Here is a 25,263-nt window from a genome sequence, read left to right as displayed (position 1 = left end):
ACCCGTGAGCGGCTTTTTCGGCGGGCTTGGAGCCCCTGACCTCGCAGAGACGACGACCGACCCAAAGCGCTTATTCAGAGCCCTACCCAAGCCGTCGGGTTCCCCATTCGTATTTCCTCATGACATTCAGTCCGAGGTCTGGGACAAGTGGTTTGCGCGGCGAAACGAGTCAGACCTGGTGATCAAGATGAACACCGGTAGCGGCAAGACCGTCATCGGGCTGGTCATCCTCAAGAGTTCGCTCAATGAAGGCCGTGGTCCAGCTGTCTATCTCGTTCCTGACACCCAACTCGAATCACAGGTCCGAGAGACGGCGGACGCTCTTGGAATCGCATGGACTGATGATCCTCGCGACGCCGTCTTTCGTCAGGGACAGGCCGTTCTCGTCGTAACTGCGCACACGATGTATAACGGCCTGAGCAAATTTGGACTGCAGGGCCAGGGTGGTCGATCGATTGAGGTGGGCAGCATAGTGGTCGACGACGCCCACGCCTGTATCCCGATCTTTCAGAACCAATTCTCGCTTACGGTCGATCGTCACGCCCACCCGACGGTCTGGGATGTGCTTTTCGATCGCTTCTCCGACCAGCTAAAGGAGCAGTCGCTTGCAGGGTGGTCCGGGCTGGCCGATGGGACCGGAACGCAAGCGGTTCCTCTTCCCTACTGGGCTTGGCAAGCGAACCTCGAGGAGGTCTTTCGCATCCTTGATGGACTGCCGGATGAGAGCGACGCCAAGAAGTTCAACTGGCCCTTGATCCGAGACCAACTGCGGCTCTGCGACGTGGCGTTCACTCCCGGCGCCATGCAGGTTCGGCTTCCGTACCCGGACCTCGGCAAGCTGCCGTCGTTCAAGTCCGCACGGCGGCGGATCTACATGACGGCGACTCTGGCGGACGATTCCGTCCTCGTGACGCAGATGGGTGCCGCCGATCAGAGCGTGACCGCTCCGATCACACCCAGCTCTGCCAGCGACATCGGGGATCGTCTCATCCTGACGCCGATCGAGACCAGCAGGAACGTCAGCGTCGACGATGTGAAGGCGTCAGCAGCTCGCTGGGCGCAATCGCAGAACGTCGTCGTCATCGTGCCATCGAATCGCCGCGCCGAACAGTGGAACCATCTGACGAGCGAGATCCATGAGCGTCGCACTATCAGAACCGTGGTTGCGCGCCTCAAAAGTGGTGAGCATGTCGGACTGGTTGTTCTCGTAGCGCGCTATGACGGCGTCGACTTGCCAAACGGGGCTTGCCGCGTACTTATCCTGGACGGGCTTCCCGAACGGTACTCGCCAGTCGAGCTGGTCGAAGCCGTCGCACTAGGCGGCACCGCCGCAATGGACTCGCGGCAGACTCAGCGCATCGAGCAGGGGATGGGCCGCGGCGTCCGTTCGACCGATGATTATTGCGCGGTGATTCTTCTCGACCCCCGCTTAGTCGAACGACTCTTCGCGGCGTCGGACCGACGAAAACTTTCACCCGCAACCCGCGCCCAGTACGACCTCTCTATGCAGTTCGCCAGTCGCGGTCGCGGTCAGTCAATGAGCTACTTCGAAGGCGCCGTCAACGCCTTTCTCGCTCGCGACACTGATTGGGTTCGCGCCAGCAAGCAGGCTCTAGAAGCAGTGACCTACGAGCACGCCGACTCGGTCCCCGCGGCTGCAAGAGCTGAGCGCGATTCGTTCGCGTTGGCACTTGCCTCGCGGTTCGTAGAAGCAAAGGAACTTCTGGCTGGCGCGCTCACCGAAGTCGACTCCGCGACGAGGGGGTGGCTGAAGCAGCGCGCGGCCACATATCTCAACGCGACCGACCCAGCGGCGGCGCGAGAGCTGCAACGCTCGGCTCGGATCGACAACAACTTCATCCTCAAGATCCCTCACGAGACCGCGACGACGCGGGTCACCGCCGTTGGCGATCAGGCGGCCGCCTCTGTTGGGTACATGACCGCCGAATTTGCCACGGCAAGGACCCTCGAGGTCGCCGTCGAGGCGCTGCTGCTTGATCTCGTCCCCAGCACGACCCACAACAGCCACAAGCAATTTGAGGCCGCACTGCAACGGCTTGGACGGCTTCTCGGTTTCGCCTCCTCGCGACCCGACCAGGAGACCGGCATCGGACCGGACAATCTATGGGCCATAGGAAATGATCGATACTGGGTGATCGAGTGCAAGAGCGAGGCCACAGTCGACGAGGTGTCACGTAAGTATCTCGAGCAGCTCAGCCATTCAACCGACTGGTTCGACTCCGCGTATCCCGAAGCCCGTTACTTCGGGGTGCCGCTGATGATTCACCCTTCGCGGCAGCCGATGTGGGATGCCGTTGCGCGGCAGGGCGCCCGTGCCCTGACATTTGCGCGCCTGGAGCAACTTCGGACTGCGGTATCCAGCTTCGCTGGCGCCATCCAGATTGGTGACGGCTTTAGGGACGCAACCATCGTTGGACGGAATCTCACGCAGTTTGGGCTGAGCAGCAGTCAACTCGAGCAGCGCTGGACTGAGTCATTTTCACCTTCGTCTCCGCACCGATAGGGCTGTAGTCGACCTGGCTCCCGGGTCCTGGTGAGCCTTGACAGGGACGCGCAACCGACGCGTCTGTCCCTTCACCTCGCTACGCTGCCCGCCCCAGCTTCAGCCGGGGTGGGCAGCGTCATTCTGCGTTCGATCGGTGACGCGCGAGAGAGGGCCGGCAAGTGCGTTGCCACGGATAGGCTCGCGGGAGCTCAGGTGAGACTCCGGAATGCGTTGGTTCCGCTCACTCTTCCGCGGTATGGAGCCAGGAAGCCCGAGGCCGCCTTCGTCCGAGCCCGGCTTCGCTGTGCCGGCCCTCTCTCCCACTCCTCGTCACACCATCCGCCTGATGACAACCAGGGGTGCGAGGCGACGGCCGAGATCGACCTGCCGGCCGTTTCTCAGGAGCCGCTCCTCTCGATCGAGGAGATTGAGCGGGAGATCGCGACGGCGAAGCGTAATCTGCGGAAGGTTCCCCGGGTCTCGAAGGTTGGGGGTAAGCACTTTACCGATCACGCCAACGAGACGCAGGCACTCCGACGTACTGGGCGGTACGAGGAGGCGCTCGAGCTACTGTTCGAGTGCATCGCGGCAACGGAGCGAGCGGACAAGCTCGAAGCGAACAGTCCGGCGCCGCCGTACGCCGGGTGGAGGCCACAACGCTCCGCATGCGAAAGCGCCACGGGGAGGACGTAGCGGTCAGCGAGCGGTTCTTCACGGGGCGCTTAACGCGCGAGGAGGGGTGGCGCCTTCCGGCGCCACCCCTCTCGAGCCTCAACTAGTTAGCGGCGTCGTATGCGTCGACGACGTCCTGAGGAATCCGTCCGCGGCTCGAAACCTCGTGCCCGTTTGCGTTGGCCCACTCGCGAATGGCCTTGAGGCGCTGGGGGTCGCTCTTCTTCGCCGCCGAGGAGGAACTCGACTGCTGGGCACCCCCACCCCGAACCTTCCGAGCGCCGTCGATGTAGGGCGCGAGCGCCTTCTCGAACTTTTTCGAGTTCTCAGCAGAAAGGTCGATTTCGTAGTTGGCTCCGTCGAACGAGAAGCGAACGGTGCCGCCGTCCTCGTCGAGCGCGGTACCGTCGAGGTCATCGACGAGGGTGACTTTTTGAGCCATGAGTTCCTCCAGTAGGACCGTTTATCTTCACTTGAACAATACGGGCTTCGCCGGTCAAACTTCAAACTCGCCGCGGTGATTCCCTGCTTTGTCCTCTCGAAGACGAACGTCCCGTCTGTGGAAGAGCGGAACCGCCCTTCTGGTTCCACAAGATTCGATTCGTGATGGGCGCCAGGGCTGCCCTGTTACTCACCGTCTCCGTGCGCCGAGCGAGTTCAGCGCAACAGACTGCCCACTAGCGCGCCGGCTGAACTGCGTCCGCTCCTCGCCCACCGGCGGACGCTTTCGCTTGCCTCCGCTGATCCCCTGGCGGCCGTGTCTCAGCCCACACGGCCGCGTTACCCTCGGGCATGGCCTTCATACCGATCATCCCCGACGGCATGCACCTCGGAACCTCGAGGCTCGTCGACGGTGCGGTCGTCGGGCATCTCTTCGACGACGAGTCCAACGAGCTCAGAGGGCACGCCGCGTGGCAGTGGAATGACGACTCCCACGGGGCCGACGAGGCGCCTCCCTACCGGTCGCCTGACGAGCTGACGCCCGAGGAGCGCGAGGCCGCGATCCAGCTCGTGGCAATGATCGTAATCATGGTGGCGCGAGCTGCCTCTCCTCACGTGAAGCGCTGGTGGAGTGCTATCGCTCTGCCGGCCCTGCGGACGAGTTGGCAGCGCCTTCGTGCCCTTCGTAGCGCCGGGAACCCGCGCTCCGCCGGCAGCCACGAACGCCCTGAGACCGCAGCGCCGGCCAACGCTGACACTGCGCTGGTTGACCTCCTCTCGACGCTGAACGTCACGATGAATCGCGACGAGTGGATCCGCGGATACCAGAGGATCCTCGCGTCGGGGGCCGTCACGAGGGAGCAGCTCAGCATCTTCCGAGCGGCCGGCACGGAGGAGATCGGATCCGATCCCAATGCTCCTCTCACCGAAACTCAGTTCGCTGACCAGTTACAGCTCGTCCTGCAGGCGAACCCTGCGGTGCTCACCTTCGACACCACCAGGAAGCTGGAGCGGGCCCTGCCCCTTGAGCTGGAGGCGTAGGAGGACCCTGGCGGCGAGAAGGGCGGTTCGCGATCGCACGTGACATTGGCGCCCAAATGATCCTCGCGGAGTGGCTCTTCGACGAAACCATAGGCGACCTGGAGCGCCGGAGGAGGCATCGACCGACTTACAGCCGCTACGAGCTGCTCTGCATCGCTCCCCTGCTTCGGAAGATCCAGTTGAACAGCATCTTCCAGCCCTCGACCGTAAAGATCTCCGTTTCCTGGAACCTGAAGCCGTTCTACGTCCGCACGATCCGCTCCCCCGCGAAGTCGGCCTCAGAACGCATCTGCTGCCCGAGGTCGTCGAGCGCCTCGGGTCGGGTGCGCAGCATCTCCTTCTGGTCCATCGATCCACTGTCCCGATAGCGGCCCCGTCACCGGGCATGTCATCGAGCGAGTCCTACGGGACGCTGCCGCCCGCGCCCGCGCGCGGCGCGTCTCGCTCGCCGATGTAGTGCGGTGAACCACCCCAGCCGGACGCCTGTTGACGACGTCCACACTGGATGTCTTGACCAGCGATGCCGGCGAAATTGTCGCAGCTAGAATCCTGGCATGACCGCTCCGTCATCTGTGGAGGTATCGCGGCACCGGCGTCGTCCGGCCCGTCGACGACTGTCCTTCTTCGGCGTCCTCGGTGAACTGCTGATGACCGCAGGCGTCCTCGTCTTGCTGTTCCTCGCCTGGCAGCTGTGGTGGAACGACGCCGTGATCGTCGGCCGTCAGACCGATCAAGCAGCCGAGCTACACCAAAGCTGGGGAGACGACACCCCTCCGACTGAAGATCCGGGCCAGCCAAGCGCGGAGCCGACCGCGCCCAGCGACCCGGTGGTCGCCTCCGTGTCGGCTCTGGATACGACGTTCGGCAACCTCTACATCCCTCGATACGGCGAGGGGTGGGTGCGCACGATCGCTGAGGGCGTGGACGCCGAGAAGGTGCTCGATATGGGAAGCATCGGCCATTACCCGGGAACCCAGATGCCGGGCGAAGTGGGGAACTTTGCGATCGCCGCGCACCGCTCCGCCGCCGGCGGAGGAATGCACCTCATCGATGAGCTCCAGCTGGGTGATGCGATCTACATCGAGACCGTCGACGGCTGGTACACGTACCGATTCCGGAACCTCGAGTACGTCCAGCCCTCCGAGGTGCAGGTCATCGATCCCGTCCCTTGGACGAGCGAGGTCGTTCCGACCGATCGTCTGATCACGATGACGAGCTGCAATCCGCTGTTGTCGACCGCGGAGCGGATTATTGCCTACGGCGTATTCGACTCTTGGCAGCCGCGATCGGCCGGCGCCCCCAGCGAGATTGCCGGATCCCTCGCGAATCAAGGCTAGACACCATCACCCTCGCGTAGGGCCCCAACGCACCCAGCCCCGTCAGCCCTGCGATCGCCAAGTGACGGACGGTCGAAACTTCGCACTTACTGGGCGAATGAACATCGTTTGAACACCGGGTTAATCACACAGGGTGCCGATGCGGAGCGGGGACCTCATCCCGTGCGATACCGCAGTTCAAAAATGAGGCCCCCGCGTGAAGGCTGTGTGCACTACCATGGGGATCACTAGCTCAGCAAATTTCACCACAGGGGATGGTAGATCATGCGCACGAACAAGAAGTCACTCGTCGGTCTGTCCGCATCAGCAATGCTGCTGGTCGCAGTCGCCTTCGCGCCGAGCGCGTCGGCCGCCGAGGTGAACCAGTCTCGCTCCTGTGGAGGGATCCTCACCGTCCGAAGCGTGTCGTCGACGTCAGGCGGTACGAGCCACATCCACTTCGGCAACACCGGCAACAAGACCTACAGCTGGGGCACCGGAGGCTCGCACACTGCCAACGGGCCGTACACGTCCGCAACGGTCAACTTCACGGCTTCCACGATCAATTCGTACAGCACCTCCTGCTACTAGGCACAGCTCGTGAGCATAACTCGGCGTCGTAGTCGAGTCCTCGGCTTCAGAACAGGTACTGCCACTGCAACCGCAGTCGTTATCGGACTCACGCTGTCAGCATGTTCTACGCCTACGCCTGCACCATCTGTAACCCAATTGACCGAAGAGCAGAGCGAAGCCGGCATCCAGCAGGCCAACGACTCAAGTTGGGAAGCAGTATCCGCACAAAACCCCGGAATCGCGCGGCCAGAGGTGGAACGTGTGCGGGTAGTTAAGCCAGCCGAATGGGCGGGAGCAATGGTCGGCTGCCTTGACGCCGCTGGTTTCGCGGCCGAAGAAATTCCCGATGGTGGCATCACTTCAAGTGAAGAGATTCCCACGGCACAAAACGGGGCTTACGCTCTTGCTCTTTTCGAATGTCAGGCCGCTTATCCCGTCGATCCTAGATACACAATCCCACTGAACACAGAACAAATTGACTATCTCTACTCGTACTATCGCGATTCACTGAAACCCTGCATTGAAGGCCAGGGATACGAAGTGCCAGACGTCCCGAGCCGCGAGGTGTTCTCGGAGAATTTCGACGTTGACGGCGGATGGGACATCTATTCCACTGTCATTTCTACTGCCAGCGCAGACGAATGGTACGCTCTGAAAGAGAAATGCCCGCAGTTCCCAGACGAACTGTACGGATGAGGCGATTTGCGACGAGAGATAAGTCGTGTGCTGTTCGTCCTAGACCCCTCCTTGAGACTTTCGGCAGCCAAACGCAGCACTGCGCTCCACCGCGGGGACCGAACCTCCTTAGGAGCTGTGCATGAGTACACATTCGAATACCGCGAAACGCACCTGGCGGCCCTTCGTGCTCATTGTTAGCCTGGTCGCTGCCTGCGCCGGCGCTGCTGGTTGGGCTGGCGGCGTCGTCCTCCAGCCAGCAGCAGATCCGCTGGTTCAAACTGCCTTCACGACCGTTTCAGTGGGGCCGGGGGAGGTGGGATCGAGTCTCAATCTCAACACCGTGGCCGCATGGCAACCAACCACGATCGGCGCCAACCAAGCCGCAGGAATTGTGACATCCGTGGCTGTCTCAGCCGGAACAGAAGTCGAGCAGGGCGACGTGCTATACACCGTCGACCAGCGGCCTGTCGTCATCGCCCAAGGCGAAGTTCCTGCCTTCAGACCAATCGGCGAGGGTGCCGAAGGGACAGATGTCATGCAACTTCAGGTTCTGCTGAAGGGGCTCGGCTTCTACAACGGGACGGCCGACGGCGTTGCCCGCGGAGCGACTGCTCAGGCAATTCGCGCATGGCAGAAGTCTCTTAAAATTGATCAGTCCGGCAGCGCTGAGCTGGGTGACGTCATTTTCGTTCCAATGCTTCCCACGCGGGTCACGTTGGACAGTTCGGTCATCTCCCGCGGTGCCGCCGTATCGGGGGGAGAGCAAGTTATTCAGGGGCTCTCTGTTGCTCCCGCGTTCACAGTGCCCGTGACGGACGCCCAAGCGGCACTGATCTCGACCGGAACGCCAGTTGCTATCACCGCTCCGGACGGAACAACCTGGGATGCCGTCACAACCGATCAACGAATCGATGATCAGACGCAGACTGTGGTAGTGAACCTCGCTGGGCGTAATGGTGGCACAATCTGCCGAGAAGCGTGCGGCTTGGTTCCTGTAACGGGCGAATCCCATTTTCAATCTCAGGTTGTAACGGTGCCGACCGTTGATGGGCTGGTCGTTCCCTCCGCAGCACTCGTCACCGATGCCGCCGGCGAGATGGCAGTGATCGACGCCAGCGGAACGCGAATTTCCGTCACGGCAGTAGCGTCCGCTCGAGGCATGACCGTCATCGAAGGCGTCGACTCCGGCACACAAGTCAGAGTCCCGGCAACTGTCAACTGAACGTGGCAGGGCCGGACAAGATGGAGATAATCACGCCTTCTGCTGGGAAGAGGCTACAGGCACGCGACATTGCGTATGAATACACGCGAGGAACGCCTGTCCTGGACCAGTGGTCCGCCGAATTCTTGGTCGGGTCCATGACGGCGCTGACCGGGCCGTCGGGTCGCGGTAAGTCAACTCTCCTTTACCTTCTCGGACTGATGTTGAAGCCGTCTTCCGGTCAAGTACTTTTCGATGATCGAGCGACGTCGGTAATGCGCGACTCGCAGCGCGCACAGCTGAGAGCCAACCAGTTTGGATTTGTCTTTCAAGACGCCGCGCTTGACCCGACTAGAACAGTTATTGATAACATCATCGAAACAGCGCTATATCGAGGCCAGACGCAGCATCATGCTCGGTCGCAGGCACTAGACCTGATGAATCGGTTTGGCGTGGCCGTCCCACCTGGGCGCAAACCTGGGCAAGTTTCTGGTGGCCAGGCGCAAAGAATTGCGCTCTGTCGAGCCCTGCTGAACAGCCCCGCTATTCTGCTCGCCGACGAGCCCACCGGAAACCTCGACCCCTCTACAGCCTCCGTCGTCGTCCAAGCACTGCGTGACCAGGCCCACGCTGGCGCAACCGTGATCATCGTGACCCACTCGCCGGACGTCGCCGCGTCCTGCGACAGGGAAATCCGTCTGTGATCCGCATCGCTAGCTTGATGCGGGAGGCTGCGGCTACCGCCCGGTCACAAGCGGTAGCGTCAGGTCTGACCGTGCTGGTGATCGCCGGGATGATTCTGACCGTCATGCTCACGACTGGGAGGACGGTCGCAGCTGAGCAGCAGGTGCTCGGATCCATCGACTCGGCCGGCACAAGATCCATCACCGTCCGAGCCGACAACACCGCTGGCATCACTAGTAACGTGCTCGATCGGATCGGAAGGCTGGATGGTATCGAGTGGGCCGGCGCGTTTTCCTCCGCCATCGATGCCACCAATACACTAATTCCCGATGGAACACGTGTACCGGCTCGCTTCGCATACGGACCCAACATCGACACTCTTGGTATTTCCCCCAACAGCCCTATTCCTGGCGAGTTGGCCTATGCATCACCGACCGCCCTTGCCCAGCTCGGCCTCGTCGATCGGGTCGGCGCGATAACACTCACTACCGGTGCCAGCTACGGAGTGGCGGGAACTCTGACGGCTCCAGACTTTCTGAATCAGCTTCAACCGCTTCTGCTCATTCCTCAGCCAGAACCCGTAGGTACCGAGCCGGTCAGCGTCGTTGTCGTAATTGCAGAGAGACCGGACTTAGTAGCACCTTTAAGCGATGCAGTAGTATCGGTGCTAGCAGCGGACGACCCGCTGAAAGTTCAAGTGGAGACCAGCGAGAATCTCGCTGAACTCCGTGCTCTGATCGCCGACCAGCTTGGCTCTTTCTCACGGGGACTTGTACTGGCTCTCCTAGCACTTACTGGAACGCTTGTTGCGATCCTTCTCTACGGGCTAGTTGTTATGCGCCGTAAAGATTATGGACGCAGGCGCGCGTTGGGGGCAACTCGTTCCCTCATCGTTTTTCTCCTTCTCGCTCAGACCGCCATTCTCGCCACCATTGGTGTCATTGTCGGATTCATTGCAGCAACAGCCATTTTGGTAGCAAGTTCGTCACCATTGCCAAGCTTCGCCTTTACCGCGGCTCTCAGTACACTCTCAATACTCACTGCACTACTGGCGGCATTACTGCCCGCCGCGCTCGCAAGCCGCCGAGAACCCATCAAAGAATTGCGCGTCCCCTAAGCTCGAGGAGTCGTCGACGACGCTCATAAGGCAGTCGGCCGAGACGCAGGCCGATTTGCTTTCTTCACGCAGCTCGCGCGCAAGAAGGGCAGGTTGTCAGCCGCGGGCCGGCGAAGGTGGGGCGCTGAGGTCGTCGGAATCCGCAAACTTTGAGCAAATGATTGGATGAGAAAGTAGGGATTGGCACCCGTCGAGAGGCAGTGCTGATTTCACCTCCTACTTTCGGTCGGCTCATGCCCTCGCGCTATTCTGCGTTCGGACAGCGACGCATGCGACATTGCCGGCGGGCGCCTTGCTGCGGGTGGGCCCGCGAACGTTCGCGGGAAACGCCCGTATGGGTTGGTTCCGCTCACTCTTCGGCAGCGGCGGCGAGCCAACGGGTACGAGCTCTACTCCGCGGTGCCGGCACCCTCTCCCCCACCCGCGCCTCCACCCACGATCCGCGAGACGACGACCGCGAGCACTGGGCGCGAGACGACGGTCGGGGTCGATCTGTCGGCCGCGTCCGTTGAGCCGCTCCTCTCGATCGAGGAGATGAGAGGGGAGATCGCTGCGGCGGAGCGTCAGCGGCGGGAAGCTGCCCGGGTCACGAAGGTTCGGGGGAAGCACTTCTCAGCACACGTCGACGAGAGCCAGGCACTTCGACGTGCGGAGCAGTACGACGAGGCACTCGAGCTGCTGTTCGAGTGCATTGCGGCTACCGAGCGAGCCGAGGAGGTCGAAGGAAACGGTCGGGCATTCGCGTACGCCGAGTGGGCCGCAATGACCTTCCGGAAGCAGAAGCGCTACGCCGACGAGGTCGCGGTCATCGAGCGATTCTTCACGGGGCAGAAAAATCCTGCGAGGGCGAATCATCCGAAGCTCATGGACCGGCCCTCCTTAGTGCGCTTGGCGCGCTCGGGCGTGATCCTCACACGATGAAACTCGGAGTAACAACAGAAAGGATGCCTACATGCGGCTTAGCAACATCTACCTGCTTGGCATCAAACGGTACATCTCGATTGCTCAGTCACGAAGAGTAGGCGAGCGTTCAGGGCTCACCTACTCTTCGTGAATTGGAAGCGAGGCGAATCAGGCGGAGACGACCTTCCACACAACGACCCCGATTCCGGTTGCCGCAGTAATCAAAAGTAGAAGTCGAAAGGTCGGGCCCCACCCCACGATGGCAGCCCTGACCGTCCGACCGATCTCTTTGTACACGTCTCACCTCCTGCCACGAAAAAAGGACCCGACCATGGGTCGACTCCTCAATCGCGACAGCGCCCATGGCGCGAGGATCGCAAACAATGAAGTTTGGCTATCGACGTCTCGCTTTGTTGCGAGCCGGCCCCTTGCAAGCACCCGCCGTGCAACTGATTAGTCACGGCGGCGGCTCGCTGAAATGTGGCCGTCTCGACCAGGCGCTGAACCTGATGGTCTCATCATGGCATCGTTGCGCGGAGTCTGCAATCGCTCCCGTGTGACGAACGTCCGCATGGGTCGACGTTCGCGTCCAAGCACGTCCGCACGGCTAGCCGTGTCGATGCGGGCAGCTTGACGACCCGCCATCCGTCGGCAGGATGACGGGCACAACGGCACCGGGAGATGAAGCCTGAGCCCGCCCGAAGTGCCTCTCTAGTTTCGCACTCCGACGTGCTGCGGCCACCTCGTGACGCTACGGATTGGGTAACCTCGCGTGTCAGGCGCACTTCTGCGGAGCGAGTCCGGAGTGTGGGCGTCGACACGGCAGCGCCTGCTCAGGCGTGAGCACACGAGGACCGCAAGGCTGGAAGCTTGAGTACCGGTCAATCTAGATCGCCCGGGAAAACTCTCCTAGACGATCCTGTCAGTCGAACGGATACCCAGCGGCCCGAAAACGATGCAACGATGTGATTCAAGCCTCGGCGCTCTGCCCGCGCTCGTCTAGCATGACCTTGATTCAACTACGCTCACGGCACTTTTACTTGGTTTGTTACTCGATCTGATGCAACACCGCCAGGTAGACACCCAGCAACGGCCTCCGTCCCTCCGTGAGACTCGGCACTTCAGACGGTACGTTTGATAGTCGGGCGCAGGGCATGACCGCAAGTTTAGACCGGTACTCCCAATGAAGAGAGGACGGGCAAGCTCTCACGTGTCGCTTCAGCAAACAAGGCATGCAAAGCGGCATATCACGGCGTGATCCGGGATTGATCGGATTCAGATATTCCTATGACAGTCGGGTATTAATCCAGCCATGCGTTTACGATATTGATGCGCACAGGAGCGGAGATTGGAGGCGCGCTTCAGGGACGGTCCGAGCCGATGTTGCCGACCATGAAACGCATCTCCCTTCGAGCAACCGAGCTGTGCTCATCGAGTAGCTTATTAATCAAGATTAAATCAGTGGTGAATACAACCTTGTCAATGAAAGGCTGCGGGTCCTTGCCCGCACTTTTCTTCGCAAGACGCAGTACATCAGGCACCACCTCGTCGAGTTTTACTCCGGGCGAATCGCTCGTACTTCCTGAAGCCCAGTATCTTGCCTTATCAAAGAAGATCATTGGAGTGAATTTAGTCACATCGTTCTGATAGTAGTTCTCCTCAAGATCTTGGAATACTTCTCGGATAGTTCCGCCACCACCTCGTGCGTAAACGATTCCGGCACGCGAGCGGGTTACTAATGCTTCTTCCCGGATTGAATTGTTGAAGTACTTTGCGTAAGCCGAGGCGAAGGGCATGATCGGCTCGTGACCGTACAACCACGTCGGTACCGCGAGGCTGACCCCAACCTCTTGCTCGAGCAACGTCTGCAGTACGCTATGAGCCGGAAGCAGCCAGTTGTGCGCCTCCTCGAGAATCGCCGGGTCGGCTTCAAAAGCAGGATCGAGCATTCCGCGCAGGTCAGGCAGCTTGGGCGCGTGAAGCGCAAGGTATGAGAGCGCGTCGTCAAGGACGCTGTCTTTCCGATGGGCCGAAGCAGCACCCAGGTGACCCGCCTCCATGGCTCCAGGCCCACCACCGGTCGCAATGACATACCCACTACGAGTTAGTTGTCGCGCCAGGATTGCAACCTCGCGATATGCATCCTGATCGCGAGAGAGACCGTGCCCACCCATAATACCCACCAAACGGGGGTCGTGAGATATCAGCCACTTACGGAGACCTTCTGCAATGTACGCATCGTGGCTCGCGAACTGGAGTGCTTCGGAGAGCTCATGCGCGGTCTGCCCACCGGCGCGCATAAAGCGCTGAAACATCAGAAAATCGTACGTCGCGCGCAGACTCTGCGAATCTTGCGGCATGAAGCCGTTCAGAAGGTCATCGGACGAGTACAGCGCGCTCGGAGCTGACCAGGACATTGTGACCTACTTCCTCATAGTCCACCGCGCAGGCACAGCCCGCCTGCGCGGTCATCCTGACACCATCAGGGCTCGCGGTCCAGCCTCGCTTGGCACCGCAGCGAATGTCCCGCCCTCTGAGGGCCACTATGCCCTGCGCTATGTCAGCGAGGTGGTTACACGACTGATTAGTTGTGAGTCGGGAGCGGCACGCGCTCTTGAGCAAGAAGCCGTCGGTCGGGGCGGGCTTCGGCCGCGCAAGCCGTAAAAGACAAGTCACACACGTCGCGTACGGACGAGTTCCGCGACCGGCAGCGTGCGAGGGCGCTCGACAACTTCGACCTCTTCATGCAGTTCTTCGCAGGGATCGATGCGGACGCGTTCGAGGCTTCGCTGACGCGGATGCTCGAGATCTGGAATTTCATGCGGTAGGTAACGGACCTGCGGAAGTGGGACGGTGTCGAGGGTGTGTACGTCATGGTGTTAGATGAGTCCAAGTAGGCCTGCGCCGGGGCGCGCACCAACGTCTAGAGGCGCGTCCGCAGTCACTGGACGGGTGCCAAGCAGTTCGATCGATCGCTCTGGGGATCCGTATGTGAGTCCATCCCGTCTATCGACTCATTCCGTGCGCTCAACACGACCCGCCTGTACGCGGCTCGGACGACCGGCACGTACGAACGAGCGATCAAGCTCGAACAGGCACTCCCCGCGACTCCCTGCTCAACTGCATCGGCGGCGGCGAGATGACTTCCCAGCGGCTGCGCTTCGCCTGCCTCGAGATGTGGCGGCCCCTTCGCCCCGAGCGCTGACCAGCACAAGGGACGCGATCAGAAGGCCTGCTTGTCGAATCCGGCCGGCGCCGAGTTGAGCGGATCCTGCCACTCGAGACCAGACGCAACAGCGCGGGCGAGACTCTCGAGCCCGGTTCCGTAGTAGCAGTAGCCGTGCGTGGCGTCGATCTGCTACCCGGGATGCAACACGACAAGACGCCAGTTGTAGAGCATCTTCCAGACCCCGACTGAGCACGAGTCGGTCCCCTGCACGCGGAAACCGTTCTCGATCGGGATGACACGAGCGCCGACTCCCTGCGGCAACGCGCGGAGACCCCGCTCGAAAGCATCGAGCGCTGTCTTCCCAGGCTAGCGTTCGCCCCCGCCTGAGTGACCGTCCCAAGAGCATCCCACGCCGGCGCCTGGAAGACGAAGGTCGACGTCAGCTCGCGCCGCACACACCGGCGGCAACAAGGCTGAACAGCAGGCGGTCGGAAGCGATACGGCGAAGGACCGTGGAGTCGAGCACACGGTGCACCACATCGACGACACCATCGGAACGAAGAACTCGTCCGGCAACGATACGCATCCGCCCAAGGGCAAGGCACGCGGTCGGCCAAATTTGATTACCTCAACGGCGCTGCCCGCCCACTACTAGCGGAACGGGCAGCGCTGTTCCAAGGCTGCTCAGGTGTGTACTCGACCAGGACGCATGCCTCCGGTTACGCGGACAAATAGCAAGCTCTACATGCCAGCAAAGCCGGGCGCCTCACCGCGATGCGGCCTAACGGCGGTAGAGCCGAGGAACCGCGTGTGAAGGTGCGCCATCGAGCTGGAGCGAGTACGAGTAGACCTCCGCATCCGTAAGACTGCAGATATAGTCAACGACGGCCCTCGCGACAGCTTGACGAGGCGTGCAAAGCTCGACAGACGTGTTTTCCAGTTGCTGTCGAGCGAGAGTGATGTAGTCGTTCAATCTTTCAGGGAGCCTCTTGCTGAGGCGATGGAGCACCCTCCCCCTCCATTGAGATTTCTTGCTTTCACCTCCAAGCGGAGCCGGAGCGAGATGTGCCTGAGCAGCTAACGCAAAGAGTTTTTCGAAGCACGCCAAAACCAGATTCTCTTGACCTTCACGGATTGCCGTCAAATCTGGGTCGTCGATTACAAAATACCAGGTGATCTGCTTCAAGAACTCCATTGAGGACTCAATGTAGGGAGAATCGAACTTAGCGCGGCCGTCTTCGATCACAACATTATTGACGAAGAGCGAGATTAGGAATGCACGCCAGGATGACAAGGCTTGTCGTGACTGAAGACTTCCCGAATAGGCCTCCCCGCTCACCTTATTTAGGCAAGCTTGGAGCTGATTGAGATGCGGGTAGAGCAAGGCCCCCTGTGCATCGCGATCCTCCGCCTTATGATCGAGCCCTACGAACTTCTCCCACTCCGCAACGATGCTAAGCACCGGACTTCCCGAAAGTGGGGCGATACCTTCGTCGTCCGGGTCCGGTTGTGCAATCGGATCGACTTCATCCTTCTCGGATTCCGCTCGAATGTATGCGATTAATTTTGAGAAGGTGGTCGAACGCAGCTTCTGGAGCTCGGCGGCAGGGATCAGGCCAATTTTGAACGCATCTTCTAGATCATGGACGGCGTACGCAATATCGTCAGCAAGATCCATCACAGAGGCTTCGAGGTGCTGAGGTCGCTGTCCGGCAACATCGTCGACGCCATCTACAGCAAGCACCCACTTGAAGGCTTCAAGATCGAGATCATACACACCCCATTTATTTATCTTCTTAGGATGTTCTTTTTCTAGCCAAGGATACTTCAAGGACGCCATCAACGTGCGACGGGTCAAGTCCAAACCGTGTTCTGGAGAACGAGGATGATTCGAGGCGAGCAACGTGATAATTCGAAAGCTCTGAGCATTACCCTCGAACCCGTCGAGGAGCAGGCATGGCTTGTTTGGATCACACCGATCCGGCGAATATTCGTTGTATTCGTCATCGCCCACATTTTTCAGCCGCTCAAGCAGTCCAGGGCGAAGGCTTTTTCTATGATTCTCGCACGTAACCGCACGCTGGAGAGCTTCCTCACCAGTATGACCGAACGGCGCATGGCCGATGTCATGCACGAGAGCCGCCGTAGCTACAACGTCTACGTCGATCCCAGCATTGGGGTTTCGCACGGTGATTGCCTGAGCGATTTGCTCCACCCGGTAAGAATGAGTTAGCCGGTTACGGACAGATGAGGAAGTGAGAGTTGCAATCTGTGTGACGTCTTCAAGCCGCTCGAACTCCGCTGAGTAGAAGACCCGATCGTGATCGCGCCGCGCAGCGGACCGACCGGAACGCTGAGGCTCATCCTCATCGGGCCGATTACCCGCTTGCTCACTGCGCCGCACCCAGTCGTTATTCGTGCCCATCTCAGCCGGCGATCAACGCGGCGTTGGGACCGACTGAGTATCTCATCTCATCGAGCGCTCTATTTGCGAACTCAGATGGGACTCCGTGGTCACTCATGTCGGAGATAAAGTGATTGTAAGAATAACTTGAATCTAAGGCTCCATCTCCGGAGAGATGCGACTTTAGCGCGAGCTCCGCGATATGCAGCGAGTATCGCATAACCCTAAACTCTTCTTCGGTCGCCATTCGCGGTATCCTCTCGAACATACTTAGTTGATTAGGTGGAGATTGCGCTCTGCGGGGTGCTTCCTGTGAATATTCCATGTAATAATTGTAACAAACAAGTTCCTCAAAACAAGGACACCTGCAGCTACTGCTAGTAGCACGCTCGCAAACAGTGTGAACTTATCAGATGAGCCCCGCTTAGAGCGAGGGTTTCAACCTCGGTATTAGTCTGTGTCCGACCAGGCGGTTACGCGTTCGTCAACCCGTTCAGGCTCGTACCAATGACGTCCAAGCACCGACAGAGAGCCGAGCGAGGTGGGGTAGCGCCGCGGGCGGCACCCCTGGCCAGCAGGGGGTAGGCGTCTCCTGTTCGACTGCTCCGTACCCTTAGACCCAACCTCTTCGCTCCTTGTATCCCTTGACTTGCCGGGGCAAGCTGGGCGCACGCACGACCACGAATCGGCTGGCTTCGCCGACCCCGTTCTTCGTCTCCTCCACGCAAGCGCCCGCGCCCTTGCCCTCTACGGCGCGCTGACGCCCTCACTCGGACTGGTCGGGTAGCGCTGGTCTGAATGTCGGCAGTCGAAGCGCCGGCCACGTTGCCCACGCGACCACGCCGGCCCTCAAGGCGCCAATGTATCCGGCCCTGATAGAGATGGGGAGCACGCGGTGCAAGGCTGCTGACGATCGTCGCTCTGGGTAGTTCCTACGTGGCAGGGAAGGGAGACACGCACCTTCTACGACGGGTCAGACCGTGCCCGGGAGCGACACTTGTCGTCGGGCGCCGACAGCGTTCCCCGGCTGGTTGGTAGAGAAACTCGATAGATCGGTACGTCCAGCCTGCCTGCCCACGAGCTAGAGCTGATATTCGTGGCGTGGTCCGGCGCCGAGATAATCAAAGGCGGTATCAAGTTCCCTAAACTAAGACCCCCGGTGCGCAAGCCACTCCACAGTTCAGAGGTCGATCTAGAAACACGGATGGGGGCAGGCCCACACGGGCCTGCCCCCATCACCGAGTTGTGGTTTCGTGGTCCTAAGCGGGGTTATTTTCCTGGAAGTACCCACACTGTTGGAGGTCCTCGCGCACACCACTCGCGTCACCAGATTGCGCCTTTTGAAGAACATTCTTCAGCCAAGCGCCTTCAGGATCGACGAACTGCTCCTTGTAGAAGGGCAGCTCTACGAACTTCGCGATCTCCTTCAGCGACGCCGATGCCTGCGTATCATTTTTCTCATCGACGGCTGTGACATAGCTGTCTTCCCAGGCGCAGAGCCAGTAGATCGACGCAATAGCGCGTGGGACACTAGCGTCCATCTTCACGTCCTTCTCCTTCAGGAAGTCGGGAAGCGAAGTAGGCCACGAAACACCTGCGGGCAGGAGGGCGTTGAAACGGGTCACCTCCCCACGGAGCACAGAACCCGCCTGGGATGGCGTGATCATGCTTAAACTTGAGTTTCCACGGTCCGAAGACGCGGTCGCTCCCGTCGATACGAATGCACTTCCGATCGCACACCCCGCCAGTACAGCGGCGGCGACTGCGACAGCTCGTTTCTTTGAATTGCGTCTATTTTCAGTCATTGTGATTCCCCCTCGACGCTAAAGCGTCAGCGTTCCGCCCCAGTAAATTCGGTCGTTCGGGTAGTAGCAGTAGCCGCCGCTCCGGTTGTGGGCCATCATGGCGTATGTGCCCGTCGGAAGTGTGGATCCTCCACTCCAAGTGAACGACTGACCATACCCCGTACTGTTCCACGTAGGCATATTCGTCTCGCCACCCGAGCCGTTGTACATGCCAATCCCAAGCCGTGCGCCGCAGTAGCCAGGCGACGCAGAGTTGAGCCTGAAGTTCGAGGTACCGGCCGAGTGATACCTAAACGTTCCGTAGTACAGCTTGTACTCGCCCGTGTGCACATCACCGGTAATTCCGATTGCAGCGGCATTTGCCGCCGTCGGCACCGCGACAGCTCCGAGCAGCAACCCTATGCACATCGCTGTTGCAAGGATCGCCCTATTTTCTCTCAGTTTCATTCGCTCTTTTCCCTCAATGAGCGACGCAAGGCGTAAGAAGCCCCCCGAGCGTCTAGCCAATATTCGTCATGCACTCTTCTGCGGCACTTGTGAGGACCATACAAGCGGCTGAGAAAAAGCGCAACATCTCCTACCCACCCCCATCCGAGGGACAGAGCGAACTAGGATGGGCCAGCGTACTTTGCTGCGGCTTGCGCTTCGAGCTGAGACGAAAGGCGCCGCCGTGCGCGCGAGTATCGGGCCCTCGCAGCATCTGCTCGAATGCCGAGCAAAGCCGCGGCGTCTGCTAGCGAAAAGCCTTCCCAAGCGATGAGCAGGACCAACTCCCGATCCGAGTTAGAAAGCTCAAGCAGAGCTGCCTGTAATCCGCTAGCCTCGCCGGCGCTGCTCGGTTCCGAGCGACCGGTAAGCATGAGCTCTTGGCGGAGCGCCTCGGCTATCGTGTAATGCCGTACAGATCGACGTGTTGCAGTTCGAAGAACGTTGCGCGCGATCCCAAATGTCCACGCCCGACGTTCGTCATTACCTTCAGGAAGCTTAGTACGCTTTTCCCAAAGGATCAGAAGAACTTCTGCTACGCAGTCTGCTGCTTCTTCGCGAGGGATAATCCGACGCGCAAAATAGCCGAGAAGTGCGGGTGACACCTGACGTACGAAGCACTCAAATCCTGCCCTCGATTCCTCTTCGTCAGACTTCAGAACCCGCTTGCCTACATCGCTCGCTCGACCAGTCACTGATACACCGGCCCATAAAAACCTTCGCAGGATCGCTGGTAGTACCACAGAGCGTGCGCCCGATCTCCGGATGAGACATAGCTGGCCTCTTCGGTCAATCCTGCCACGACTCCCCCTCCGTCGCTTGCCGTCGTAGCTGGCCAGCTCGCGGCCTCGGTGATCCCGATGGCCGCCGCGTTCGCGCGGTCCTCATCGTCGCGCTCATCTGCGTCGAGCCATTCCCGATACCAAAGGCATCGAGCTGCATTCTCATAGATGAATTTGACCGATGTCTCTTGTATTAGAGAGGTTTCCGTGGAGTTCTGCGGTGCAGTTCCCATTTCACGGAGGACTGCGGAGGCAGCCCCGACAACATCCGTTCGACTCGCGCCGTCAGGAAGCGACAGGTCATCCGGGTAAATGCTTAGCAAGGCCTCGTCTACTCCATCAGCGTGAAGGCCGATCCACTCGCTCCGATCCACCACCTCGGTGCCGGAGCCTCCGAAGGTTCCCGTTCGGGCGTTCAGGAGTCCGACCGCCGTCGCTGCGACAGGGACCAACACCAACAGGGACGCGACACCGACCAGCGTGGGCAGCCGCCACCGACGCCGAGACACAGATCGGGCGAGAGACTCGCGCACCTGCGCATTTTCGAGCGCATCGACCATGCGGTCGAGCTGTAGGTCCACGGCGGGTGTGCCCACCGGGTCAACTCGCAAGCGTGCGAGGAGTTCGTCAAGTTCGTCCACCGATTTTGCCTCGTCGTCGGAGGCTGATTTTCTCGTCATACCCGTACATGCGATCTGAGGGCTTGATCGTGACAGCTAGCCATCAGTTCCCCCCCGAATTGGGGCCAGCCTACTCGACGCGCCAGCTTCCAGTCCCATCTCTTTGATCGATGCCGGCCTCGGCATTCCACCCCAAAAGAGCGCTTTTGCTGCAAACGCCAGCTGTTTCAGCCCACGTCGATTCCAGGCTGAGAGACCTGACTCCCGGGCCGTGTACCCCGTTTAGTCCCCCGAATACCCGACTTGACCCGCTGAAAGACGCCAGTCAACCTGCATCAACTAGCCGACGCCCGAGCGCCGACTGAGGGGCCTTTGGGGGACGGACACATGTCAGAGCAAGAGCGCAGCGCAGCGAGGATACGCCACCGGACCCGCGGTTCGGCCAAGTTGGCGCGGCCCTACTGGAGGCTCGGCGCCGTCGTCGCGGCTCTGACGGTCACCGTTGTCGTTGGCACAAGTGCAAACGCAACCGTGAAGACCGCGCCGGTCGCCGTGGTCACACCGGCCGAAGATGACCTGGTGCCGACTCCGTCGGAAGTTGAAGCCGGTCAGTCCAGCGTGCCGGAGGCGACCCGAGATGCGGCACTGGGCGACGGGTGGACGAGCTCTGGCGACACGGCGTTCTCAGCTGTAGGCGACGCCTACGCGTTCAACATTTACGCTGCGCGTGCTTCTGACGGATACTCCTGGGGTCGCATCGCCAGTCTTCGAGTCGTCGGCGTCGAAACAGATCGATGGATCGGCAACTTCTGCCTGAGCGAGGACGGAAGCAAGATTGCGGCCGTCTACGCGCCCCGATTCGTGACAAATGACGAGCAGATGTTCAATCGTGGCGCATTCGGAGCAGTCGTGGACGTCGCCACTGGAGACGTCCACGACCTCGGCCTCGGATACTCCATCGCGTACTTCAATCCTGGGTGCGGATCCGGCTCGAACGCCATGTTCAGTGCCTTTTCCGATGTGGGCGAGTCTCGCCTCGACATGGTCGACCTTACCGCCGGCACGCTGACGTCGAGCCGAACGACGACGACACAACTCACGTCAGCCATCCCCACTGAAGAAGGAGTCATCGCCGCGGCCGCCGGCGAAGTCGTGAAGGTTGATGTAGATGGAAAAACCCAGCATGTCGCCGAAGCTTCAGGCGTGCCGTTCGATCTCACGGCAGTCGGGTCATCTATTGCCTACGTAGACGCAGAGGGCGAGACTGGACGACTGCGAGTTGCCGATCTTGATGTGAAATCCCAAGTGGACGCCGTCCTCGCAACGGGAGTGCTCACCGACATTGGGATCTCGCCTGGTCTTCACTTGACCGCCTCGGTGACGGGCGAGCCCGTCGTCTCCGAGATCCTTCCCGAAGGTCTCAAGGTCGTCGACGCTCCTGTCGGCGCTCTCATATCTTCGGAAGCTGAGCTAGCGGTCACTGAAATTGCCCCACTTTCGCGCGCAGCAGACGGCAGGTTTGACCCGACGGTCGGGGACGTGCCAGTTTCGATCGCGGCAAAGAGCCTAGTCAGTGGGCAAGAACTGTCTTTCTCGGTCGATCCTGGTGCGTCGACTGCGCCCGTCAATGAGTCGGGTGTGCTGGTCGAACCGGCGGACAAGAATGCAGCATTCCGCGCCGCAACGGCAACTACCACTTCGGAGTTGGCAGCTGTCGCGGCCGCAGGCTCTCCGTCAAACCCCATCGAAGCCGAGCGTACTTGTGCCGTCGCTCGAAATGACCCCGGGTCGCAGGCGATGCAGCCGAAACCCCGTCAGGTCGAGTGGGCTGTGAACCAGGCAGTGCTTGGCCAGCTGAATGTCGATAGGCCGGGTGGATACCTAAACGTTTCCACCACCTCCTACAAACCGCAGCAGCTCTTTCCAAGTTTATCCCTCCTCGGCGGTGGGCGCGTTCCGTCGCAAGTCATGCTCGGTATAATCGCGCAAGAATCGAACATGTGGCAGGCATCGCGATATGCGGTGCCCGGTGTGACCGGGTCACCCCTTATTGGAAACTTCTATGGCCTGACCGACCGGGACAACGCCGTCAACTGGAGTGTAAACTTCACCAACGCAGATTGCGGTTATGGTGTCGCACAGGTCACGGACGGCATGCGGCTCGCCGGCATGGAAAACGGCGGCGTCGCGGCAATGTCCACCATCAAGCAAAGGGCCGTGGCGCTCGATTTTGCAGCAAATATCGCCGCTGGCCTTCAGATCCTAGTGGGCAAGTGGAACGAGACGAAAGGTGCAAATCTCACAATCAATGACGGCGATCCGCAATATCTTGAAAACTGGTTCTTCGCCGTCTGGGCATACAACTCCGGATTTCACGCACAGAACGGCACTGAGCCTTACGGCGTCGGCTGGATGAACAACCCGATCAATCCTAACTATCCGGCGAGCCGAACCCCTTTCCTTGAGAATCGGCCGTCCGATGCGTCTCACCCGCAAGACTGGCCCTACCCGGAGAAAGTCATGGGCTTCGCGGCCTGGGGATTCGACGCACTTGAGTCGATGAACGGCGAAAATGCGACCTATGTCTCATCGTTCCGGCCCGCTTGGTGGACGCAAGAAAGTGACCGCACTGCGGTCAAGCCACCGCGCGCCCTGTTCTGTAATTCCTCCAACAACTGCGACACAACCAAGTCTGTAAAGCCGTCGGATCCCGACGTCGCGACCGAGCCGGCAGGGCCCTGCCTTCATAAGAATGCTGCTGGGCAGTATGACCTGGAGTGCTGGTTCCACGTACCGGCTACCTGGAAGGCCGACTGTTCAAGCTCGTGCGGGCATGAGTTACTACGCTTTTATTCCGGTTACTCCTACCAAGCAGATGCCAATAGTTTTCCACCGAACTGCTCGAAAGCTGTGACTAATGCAGCAAACCCCATGTCTCGGGGCCTTCCGAGTGGGACTGTCTACTTAATCGACGATGTGCCGAACGGTACGAAGCAATATCGGAGTTCGTGCACAACGCAATCAACTCAAGGAACCTTTGCCTTTACCTTCGCGAACGCGTCAAATGGCACCTACCCTTCGAAGATTGACACGCACCAGCTCGGAGGAGGCTTCAACTCCCATTTCTATTTCGCACACACTAGGCAGAATGGGAACGGCAGTAACGTCAACCAAACCTTGAACGTGACGGGTAAATGGACGCTTAATACAACACTCAATCAATGGGCCCGCGTCCTAGTTCACCTCCCGGACCACGGAGCTTGGACGCAGCAGGCGCAGTACCAAGTTGGTCTCGGCAACGGGACCGTGAAGACCCGGTCGGTGCCGCAACGAACTGGCGCGAAAAGCTAGGTTTCGATCGGAGTGTTCCAATTCGCAGGAACGCCGAGCATTTCGCTCTCCAATACCACCCACGACGGAGACGGCTACGACGATATCGCGTGGGATGCGGTTGCTTTCCAGCCGCTTTCAGCGAAGCCCGCGAACTTCGTCGTCGCGATGGGAGACTCGTACTCCTCTGGCGAAGGAGCCTCTGTAAATCTCGGTGAAAGCTATTACAACGAAACCGACAACAACGGAGGTGTAACCGCGAATCCTTCCAGCATCTACTACAACAACATCAACGGTAACACGGACCTGAAGTACAACCGTGAACGGAACGCTTGCCATCGGTCGACTGAAGCTTGGAGCCGAAAGGCGAACATCCCCGGCTCAACTCAGACAATCGGGGCAGCTGCGGACAGCTATGGTTCGAACATGGACTACCAGTTCATTGCATGCTCCGGCGCACAGACGGAGAATGTCTTGCCATACTTCACGGCAAGCTCAGCGTTTCCTACGAACGCCTGGGGGCAGAGCGGAAGATACGGAAAATACCGCGAGGACTCGCAGATGGACCGCGGCTACCTCGACGCGAACACGACTCTGGTGACCCTCACTATTGGTGGAAATGACGCGAGGTTCGGTGAGGTCATCCAGGCGTGTGCTGGCTATACAAACTGCTCTAGCACGGTGCTCCCTGGGGATACAGCGCCACTTCCTGCCGCGCAGAATGCGCTCATCCCGAAAGTTCAAAGCGCTATCGTAACAATCCTTAAGCAGATCGCGACCCGGGCGCCCAACGCGAAGATTCTGATTCAAGGGTATCCGATGCTCTTTGAGCAAGGTGGAAGCTGCGTCTTGGTTTCAATAGGGCAGTTCTCGTGGCTGAACCAATTTGCGCGCGACCTCAATTCGAGCATTAACGCAGCCGTAGATACGACAAACGCCTCGCTCACAAGCAGGCGCGTCAAGTACGTCGATGCGCAGGCAAGGTTCTCCGGTCACAATCTCTGTAGCGACCAAGAAGATGCTCGAGTCGGCAGCGCCGGTCACGACTCTGCTGTGTACGGTCAATCAGCCCTAAATGGACTTGTACTTACGGACCTCACACCCGGCGATGCAGATTTCTGGGGAACGTGGATCGTGACTGGCAGCCCCGTGGTGCCGTCAGCTCAATCTATTCACCCAAATAAATTTGGAACTGATCTATATGCACAAGCGATGAATGCGGCGATGTCTCCGTGGTGAGCCGCAATAGGAGTGTCGACGCTGCCACGATCAGAACTTTGGTATTCATGGTCAGTCTCTTTCTCACGATCATCGGCCCACTGGCATTCCTCTTTTTGAGTCAACGCGGGATGCTTACAATCTATGGGATCGAACCAACACCCGCCGCACGTGACGCGTCACGGTACTGGCTGCTGTTAGCAGTGATTTCGTCGGCGGCAGCATCTGCGCTGACCTTCTTCCTGACAGCTTTATTGAGTCGCCGAGAGACGCTGCTGGGCCGAGACTTCGTCTGGCCAGCGGCCGCCGTGGCAGTA

At 59.9% G+C, this 25,263-nt stretch carries 19 protein-coding genes; 12 read left to right on the top strand and 7 right to left on the bottom strand.

Annotated features, from left to right (window positions below):
- The first annotated feature begins 4 nt into the window (after nt 1–4).
- Nucleotides 5–2,524, top strand: a complete 2,520-nt coding sequence (locus tag C5B95_RS07255; protein WP_181068020.1) for a helicase C-terminal domain-containing protein — start codon at nt 5–7, stop codon at nt 2,522–2,524.
- Between the two features lie 108 nt (nt 2,525–2,632).
- Nucleotides 2,633–3,199 (top strand): hypothetical protein, encoded by a 567-nt coding sequence (locus tag C5B95_RS17115; RefSeq protein WP_146076519.1) that lies wholly within the window; start codon nt 2,633–2,635, stop codon nt 3,197–3,199.
- An 82-nt stretch (nt 3,200–3,281) separates the two neighbouring features.
- Here the strand turns inward: C5B95_RS17115 and C5B95_RS07250 are convergent, their stop codons facing one another.
- The gene (locus C5B95_RS07250) at nt 3,282–3,620 is read right to left on the bottom strand and encodes an Lsr2 family protein (RefSeq protein WP_104348821.1); all 339 of its coding nucleotides are present in this window, start codon (nt 3,618–3,620) and stop codon (nt 3,282–3,284) included.
- A 350-nt stretch (nt 3,621–3,970) separates the two neighbouring features.
- On the opposite strand from C5B95_RS07250, the gene C5B95_RS07245 reads away from it, so the two are divergent.
- The 8 genes from C5B95_RS07245 (at nt 3,971) to C5B95_RS07215 (ending at nt 11,150) form a co-directional block, all read left to right on the top strand.
- On the top strand, nt 3,971–4,660 hold the full coding sequence (locus C5B95_RS07245) for a hypothetical protein (protein WP_104348820.1): 690 nt from the start codon (nt 3,971–3,973) through the stop codon (nt 4,658–4,660).
- Between the two features lie 554 nt (nt 4,661–5,214).
- Nucleotides 5,215–5,997: a class E sortase gene (locus C5B95_RS07240; RefSeq protein WP_104348819.1), complete on the top strand. Its 783-nt coding sequence runs from the start codon at nt 5,215–5,217 to the stop codon at nt 5,995–5,997.
- Nucleotides 5,998–6,261: 264 nt separating this feature from the next.
- The gene (locus C5B95_RS17110; protein WP_146076518.1) at nt 6,262–6,567 is read left to right on the top strand and encodes a hypothetical protein; all 306 of its coding nucleotides are present in this window, start codon (nt 6,262–6,264) and stop codon (nt 6,565–6,567) included.
- Between the two features lie 138 nt (nt 6,568–6,705).
- Complete coding sequence (locus tag C5B95_RS17105; protein ID WP_146076517.1) at nt 6,706–7,245, top strand: hypothetical protein; 540 nt, start codon at nt 6,706–6,708, stop codon at nt 7,243–7,245.
- Between the two features lie 121 nt (nt 7,246–7,366).
- Nucleotides 7,367–8,449 (top strand): peptidoglycan-binding protein, encoded by a 1,083-nt coding sequence (locus C5B95_RS07230; RefSeq protein ID WP_104348817.1) that lies wholly within the window; start codon nt 7,367–7,369, stop codon nt 8,447–8,449.
- A gap of 20 nt (nt 8,450–8,469) precedes the next feature.
- Nucleotides 8,470–9,132: an ABC transporter ATP-binding protein gene (locus tag C5B95_RS07225; protein WP_104348816.1), complete on the top strand. Its 663-nt coding sequence runs from the start codon at nt 8,470–8,472 to the stop codon at nt 9,130–9,132.
- 71 nt (nt 9,133–9,203) lie between these two features.
- Nucleotides 9,204–10,229, top strand: coding sequence for an FtsX-like permease family protein (locus C5B95_RS07220; protein ID WP_258059858.1), 1,026 nt, complete (start codon nt 9,204–9,206; stop codon nt 10,227–10,229).
- Nucleotides 10,230–10,628: 399 nt separating this feature from the next.
- A complete protein-coding gene (locus C5B95_RS07215) occupies nt 10,629–11,150 on the top strand; it encodes a hypothetical protein (RefSeq protein WP_104348815.1) in 522 nt (173 codons plus the stop codon).
- Nucleotides 11,151–12,493: 1,343 nt separating this feature from the next.
- Here C5B95_RS07215 and C5B95_RS17100 read toward each other — a convergent pair.
- The 6 genes from C5B95_RS17100 to C5B95_RS17420 all read right to left on the bottom strand — a co-directional run bounded on the left by C5B95_RS17100 (nt 12,494) and on the right by C5B95_RS17420 (nt 20,419).
- Nucleotides 12,494–13,549 (bottom strand): hypothetical protein, encoded by a 1,056-nt coding sequence (locus tag C5B95_RS17100; protein WP_146076516.1) that lies wholly within the window; start codon nt 13,547–13,549, stop codon nt 12,494–12,496.
- 1,533 nt (nt 13,550–15,082) lie between these two features.
- Nucleotides 15,083–16,726, bottom strand: a complete 1,644-nt coding sequence (locus tag C5B95_RS07205) for a deoxyguanosinetriphosphate triphosphohydrolase family protein (protein ID WP_104348814.1) — start codon at nt 16,724–16,726, stop codon at nt 15,083–15,085.
- Nucleotides 16,727–17,964: 1,238 nt separating this feature from the next.
- A complete protein-coding gene (locus C5B95_RS07200; protein WP_146076515.1) occupies nt 17,965–18,372 on the bottom strand; it encodes a hypothetical protein in 408 nt (135 codons plus the stop codon).
- Nucleotides 18,373–18,528: 156 nt separating this feature from the next.
- Nucleotides 18,529–18,957: a hypothetical protein gene (locus C5B95_RS17095; RefSeq protein WP_146076514.1), complete on the bottom strand. Its 429-nt coding sequence runs from the start codon at nt 18,955–18,957 to the stop codon at nt 18,529–18,531.
- A gap of 161 nt (nt 18,958–19,118) precedes the next feature.
- Complete coding sequence (locus tag C5B95_RS18065; protein ID WP_374954253.1) at nt 19,119–19,691, bottom strand: RNA polymerase sigma factor; 573 nt, start codon at nt 19,689–19,691, stop codon at nt 19,119–19,121.
- Nucleotides 19,688–20,419 carry a hypothetical protein gene (locus C5B95_RS17420; protein ID WP_181068018.1) on the bottom strand — a complete coding sequence of 244 codons (732 nt, stop codon included), beginning with the start codon at nt 20,417–20,419 and terminating at the stop codon, nt 19,688–19,690. The genes C5B95_RS18065 and C5B95_RS17420 overlap by 4 nt, the downstream gene beginning before the upstream one ends.
- A gap of 366 nt (nt 20,420–20,785) precedes the next feature.
- On the opposite strand from C5B95_RS17420, the gene C5B95_RS17090 reads away from it, so the two are divergent.
- Together C5B95_RS17090 and C5B95_RS07190 are read left to right on the top strand one after the other, a co-directional pair.
- Nucleotides 20,786–23,749 (top strand): hypothetical protein, encoded by a 2,964-nt coding sequence (locus tag C5B95_RS17090; protein WP_146076513.1) that lies wholly within the window; start codon nt 20,786–20,788, stop codon nt 23,747–23,749.
- A 12-nt stretch (nt 23,750–23,761) separates the two neighbouring features.
- Nucleotides 23,762–24,967, top strand: a complete 1,206-nt coding sequence (locus tag C5B95_RS07190) for an SGNH/GDSL hydrolase family protein (protein WP_104348811.1) — start codon at nt 23,762–23,764, stop codon at nt 24,965–24,967.
- Nucleotides 24,968–25,263 lie beyond the last annotated feature (296 nt).

It is taken from the genome of Rathayibacter sp. AY1A7, from assembly GCF_002930845.1.
GTDB lineage: Bacteria > Actinomycetota > Actinomycetes > Actinomycetales > Microbacteriaceae > Rathayibacter.
Note: the sequence above shows the minus strand (reverse complement) of the source record. Positions and strands in the feature narration are given on the sequence as shown.